Origin of the sequence: Microcoleus sp. Pol7_B2, assembly GCF_036701035.1 — a bacterium.
Lineage (GTDB): Bacteria > Cyanobacteriota > Cyanobacteriia > Cyanobacteriales > Microcoleaceae > Microcoleus.
This window is the reverse complement of sequence record NZ_JAUBQB010000156.1, coordinates 1-4,247: the sequence shown is the minus strand read 5'-3', so window position 1 is coordinate 4,247 and position 4,247 is coordinate 1. Positions and strand designations below refer to the sequence as shown.

Annotated in this window: 2 protein-coding genes; both read right to left on the bottom strand. The window is 50.7% G+C overall.

From position 1 onward, the window contains the following. Positions 1–132: 132 nt before the first annotated feature. Positions 133–3,063 (bottom strand): CHAT domain-containing tetratricopeptide repeat protein, encoded by a 2,931-nt coding sequence (locus QUA57_RS28105; RefSeq protein WP_333251531.1) that lies wholly within the window; start codon positions 3,061–3,063, stop codon positions 133–135. Between the two features lie 6 nt (positions 3,064–3,069). Continuing rightward, positions 3,070–3,825, bottom strand: coding sequence for a DUF928 domain-containing protein (locus QUA57_RS28100; RefSeq protein WP_333065084.1), 756 nt, complete (start codon positions 3,823–3,825; stop codon positions 3,070–3,072). Between the last annotated feature and the right edge of the window lie 422 nt (positions 3,826–4,247).

Here is a 4,247-nt window from a genome sequence, read left to right as displayed (position 1 = left end):
TGAATATGCTTTCATTGGTGTATTTTTTTTAATCTATTCTTATTGTACCTCATAACACCCGGAAGTGCTGTATAATTTCAATGCACAACAGATACCAGATCGATCGCGACAAGCAGATTAGAGCGATCGTCCTTACTCTGCCTCCCCAATTAAAGTAAATGCCGCCCAATTTCGCGGCTGGGGATGAGTTTTCATCGTGGTTAACATTGCCTGCCGAAGTGCCTGTGCTTTGTCGGGATTATTTTGCAAGTTTTGATAAAATGCCTGCATCAATTCCGATGTCGGCGCATCGGGAACCGCCCATAAAGAAACAATCACACTCGGCACTCCTGCCGAAATCAAAGCGCGCGACAAACCAATTACTCCATCCCCGGTAATTCGGCCTTCTCCAGTGTTGCAAGCACTCAAAACGACTAAATTTGCTTGCAGTTTCATGTCAAAAATCTCTTCTGCGGTCAATAAGCCGTCATCGCTACCAGAAGGAGCAAGGGCGATCGCACTTCCCAATCCGCGCACATCATCCAGCAATCCGTGGGTTGCCAAGTGAATAGTCGATGCCAGAGGCATTTTTTGAACGATCGCAGCTTTTGTCCCTTGTGCGCCTGTGATGGCTTGAGTGTTGAGCAGAGGGGCGATCGCTCTAGCTTCAGCTTCGGCCCCAGGTAGAGGAGACAATTGCTGTTTGGGTTCTCCCAGAGAAAGAGACACACTTGGCATCGTGGGATTGCCCAAGACTAGAGCCCTGCCGCTGTTAGGTTGCTTCTGTGCTAACTTCTGTTGTCGAGTCAAATCCAAGACTTGAATGGAGGGGGCGGTGAGAATCGTGTGTTTTTCGATCAAGTAAGTACCGCCTTCATCTTGCAGGGCCCCAAAGGGTACCTGGAACAGGGAACCTTGGGGAATGAAAATGACGCGGGCATTGGGGTCTTTGGGTAGCAGGCTGGCAATGGGATCGATCAGCAGTTGATGCAGTGTCGGTAAGTTGGGTTGGGGTTGGGTGAAGCCAAGACTGCTGCGACTGCGAACAGCCAGGAATTCTTGATTGCCAACTATCAAGCTGGCTAGGGAGGCGTTGTGTTTTTGCCAAAGGGGTTTGAGGTCAACCTCGCGGAAGGTGATTTCGCCCGTAGGTTGAATCACCCAGATGTAGAGCGCGGATTCTCGCCCTACTTGTTGTCCCTGAATCTCGAAGTTGGCGTAGATGATGGAATACTGTACCAAAGTGGCATTCTGTGCTTTGGCGATTTGTCGGATTTGCTCGCCGTTGGGAGCAGCAGTAATCACCGAATTGGCAGAATCAGATGATAAGCGTTGTGTCAGGAGATCGACAAAGGCACGAGCACGTCCCCGTTCGGCAATTTCTAAGGCTGCGATCGGGTTATTCTGAGCCACCCGGACTTGTTGTAAAGTCCGATAAGTCATAGCTTGTCTTTCAAAGATGGAGATTTTATTCGCATCGTTAGAGCCGAGCATTTGACGCATCGATTCCCAAACTTGAATGGCATTGACGAGGATTTTTTCAGATTCTGTTGGGTTGCCAGCTTTTAGGAACGCCAATCCGAGGTTGTTGAGCGCCGCACCTTCACTGTAGCGGTGTTTAATTTCGCGGGCGATGGCTAACTGTTGCTGTGCATACTCAATGGCTTTGGCCCAGTTGCCCAGAGAGTGGTAAGCGATTCCCAAATTGCCCAGTGCTGAACCTTCACTTTGGCGGTCTTTAATTTCGCGGGCGATGGCTAAACTGAGCTTTGTATACTCAATGGCTTTGGCCGAGTCGCCCAGAGAGTTGTAAGCGAGTCCCAAATTGCCCAGTGCGCTACCTTCCCCACCGCGGTCTTTAATTGCGCGGGCGATGGCTAAACTTTGCTGTGAATACTCGATCGCTTTGGCCGAGTCGCCCAGAGAGTTGTAAGCGCCTCCCAAATTTCTCAGTACCGTACCTTCCCCAAGGCGGTGTTTCATTTCGCGGGCGATGGCTAAACTTTGCTGTAAATACTCGATCGCTTTGGCCGAGTCGCCCAGAGATTGGTAAGCGGCTCCCAAATTGACCAGTGCCCTATTTTCCCCTTCGCGGTCTTTAATTTCGCGGGCGATAGCTAAACTCTGCTGTGTATACTCGATCGCTTTGGCGTAGTCGGCCAGAGAGTGGTAAACGTTTCCCAAATTGCCGAGTGCGCTACCTTCCCCACCGCGGTCTTTAATTGCGCGGGCGATGGCTAAACTTTGCTGTGAATACTCGATCGCTTTGGCCGAGTCGCCCAGAGAGTGGTAAGCGCCTCCCAAAGTGCCCAGTGCCGTACCTTCCCCAAGGCGGTCTTTAATTTCGCGGGCGATGGCTAAACTTTGCTGTGAATACTCGATCGCTTTGGCCGAGTCGCCCAGAGAGTTGTAAGCGATTCCCAAACTGGCCAGTGTCAAACCTTCCAATTGACGCTGTTTAATTTCGCGGGCGATGGCTAAATATTGCTGTGAATACTCGATCACTTTGGCATAGTCGCGCAGACGGATGTAAGCGACTACCAAACTGGCCAGTGCCGCACCTTCCCCAAGGCGATGTTTAATTTCGCGGGCGATGGCTAAATATTGCTGTGAATACTCAATGGCTTTGGCCGAGTTGCCCAGAGATTGGTAAGCGTCTCCCAAAATGCCTAGTGTTGCACCCTCCCATTTACGCTCTTTAATTTCACGGGCGATGGCTAAACTCTGCTGTGAATACTCAATGGCTTGGGCATAGTTGTGCAGAGAGTTGTAAGCCATTCCCATAATGCCCAGTGCTACACCCTCCCCTCGGCGGTTTTTGAGGGAGCGATAAATTTGCAGTGCCTGTTGACAGGAATTCAGCGCTGCTCTTAATTGGCTAGTCTGATGCTGTTGAAGCCCCTGCTGCAATAGCCGATCGGCCTCTGCTTTACGAGCATCAGTAGTTTGAGCAGCAGCCGGAAGTGAGGAGTGGGGAGGAATGTAAAATGCAACAGACAAAAGGCAAAAGGCGAGGGGAAACAGGAAGCCCGATCGCACTTTACGATTACTGAATTTAAACAGTGTTAGCGAGAAAGGCTGCATGGGATTTTAGGGTTTGGGTTGCGGGAGTTGGCGTTGTTGTTCGATCGCCCTAATTTGTCGCAATCGATCACTCCACTCTTTCAAAGGTTCGGCTTCCGAACTAGCGAGAGAATCCAGCAGTTCCAGCACCGCCGCTTGGCTTTGAGAAGTCTCAGAGTCTTTGCGCGCTTCTGCGATCGCGTCATACCACAGCCCCGCCTCCGCATACAAGTCGATCCGCCGTTGGGGAGTTTGGGCTGCTGCAAGTTGAGACTGCAACGACGCAGCAGGCTGGACTACTTGGATTTCTGCCGCCGCCACCACATTGCTCGGAGGATCATCCGGATCGCAGACCAACACCACTTGCCACTGATAGGATTGCCCGATCGACAGTTGGGGCAGATTTGAGGGCAAAGCAACCGACATTATTCCTGGCTGACTCTGCATCTCGGTTCTGTAGAGCAGTTGTCCCGTGCGAGTAAACAGCCGGAATTGCAGCGGACGAGGAGGGCTATCGGGTACAAACCAGGTAAAGGTCGGATGCCCAGAAATCGTCACTCCCACATGGCTAAACGGCACTAAGGCAGTCAATCTCGCCGATGAATTACCTTCACAACTGCTGCTGCGAGTGGTATTCGTCCCCGTTTCTTTCGGTTTAGAAGGGTTTTGAGGAGGAGTGTATTTGGCCAGCGCTACAGGAGCGACCCAGAACGAAATACTCAGCATTAAACTCGCAATGCCGGCAGAGTAAACGGTTCGACGCTTCAACTCGTGAGTCATCATCTGAATCCTCATCTGTAACTATCTTCTAGAGTAATCAAGAATACACAAACACAATAGAGGACTGTCCGCAAGCTTCGTTTGCGGGAAGGTGCAAAGATATTGGTATCAGCTTAAGGGCAAACCCTCAGTCCGGCAGTCCGGCAGGGGTTTAAACCCCTGCCTCAAAGCGAAAGTCGTCTGAAGACGACTAATGAGTTCTTCAGTCCTCTTTGAGAGGACTTTCGCTCTGAGACAGGGAATTCATTCCCTGGCGGACTGCCGGGTGGGCGGGAGGACTGGGTGGACTGACAGCTTAAGTTGACACGCTTTGGGCATTGCCCTATCCAGAGTTGCCGTGTTGTCGATCGTTATAGTCATTTCAAATAAATGTGAGACAGAGGTAAGATCATGATAAAATCGATAAAAATAGTTAATTAGAAAAA

What these genes read in the sequence shown, in the direction of transcription:
- QUA57_RS28105 (WP_333251531.1), bottom strand. Translation starts at nt 3,063, where the DNA reads ATGCAGCCTTTCTCGCTAACACTGTTTAAATTCAGTAATCGTAAAGTG.
- QUA57_RS28100 (WP_333065084.1), bottom strand. Translation starts at nt 3,825, where the DNA reads ATGATGACTCACGAGTTGAAGCGTCGAACCGTTTACTCTGCCGGCATT.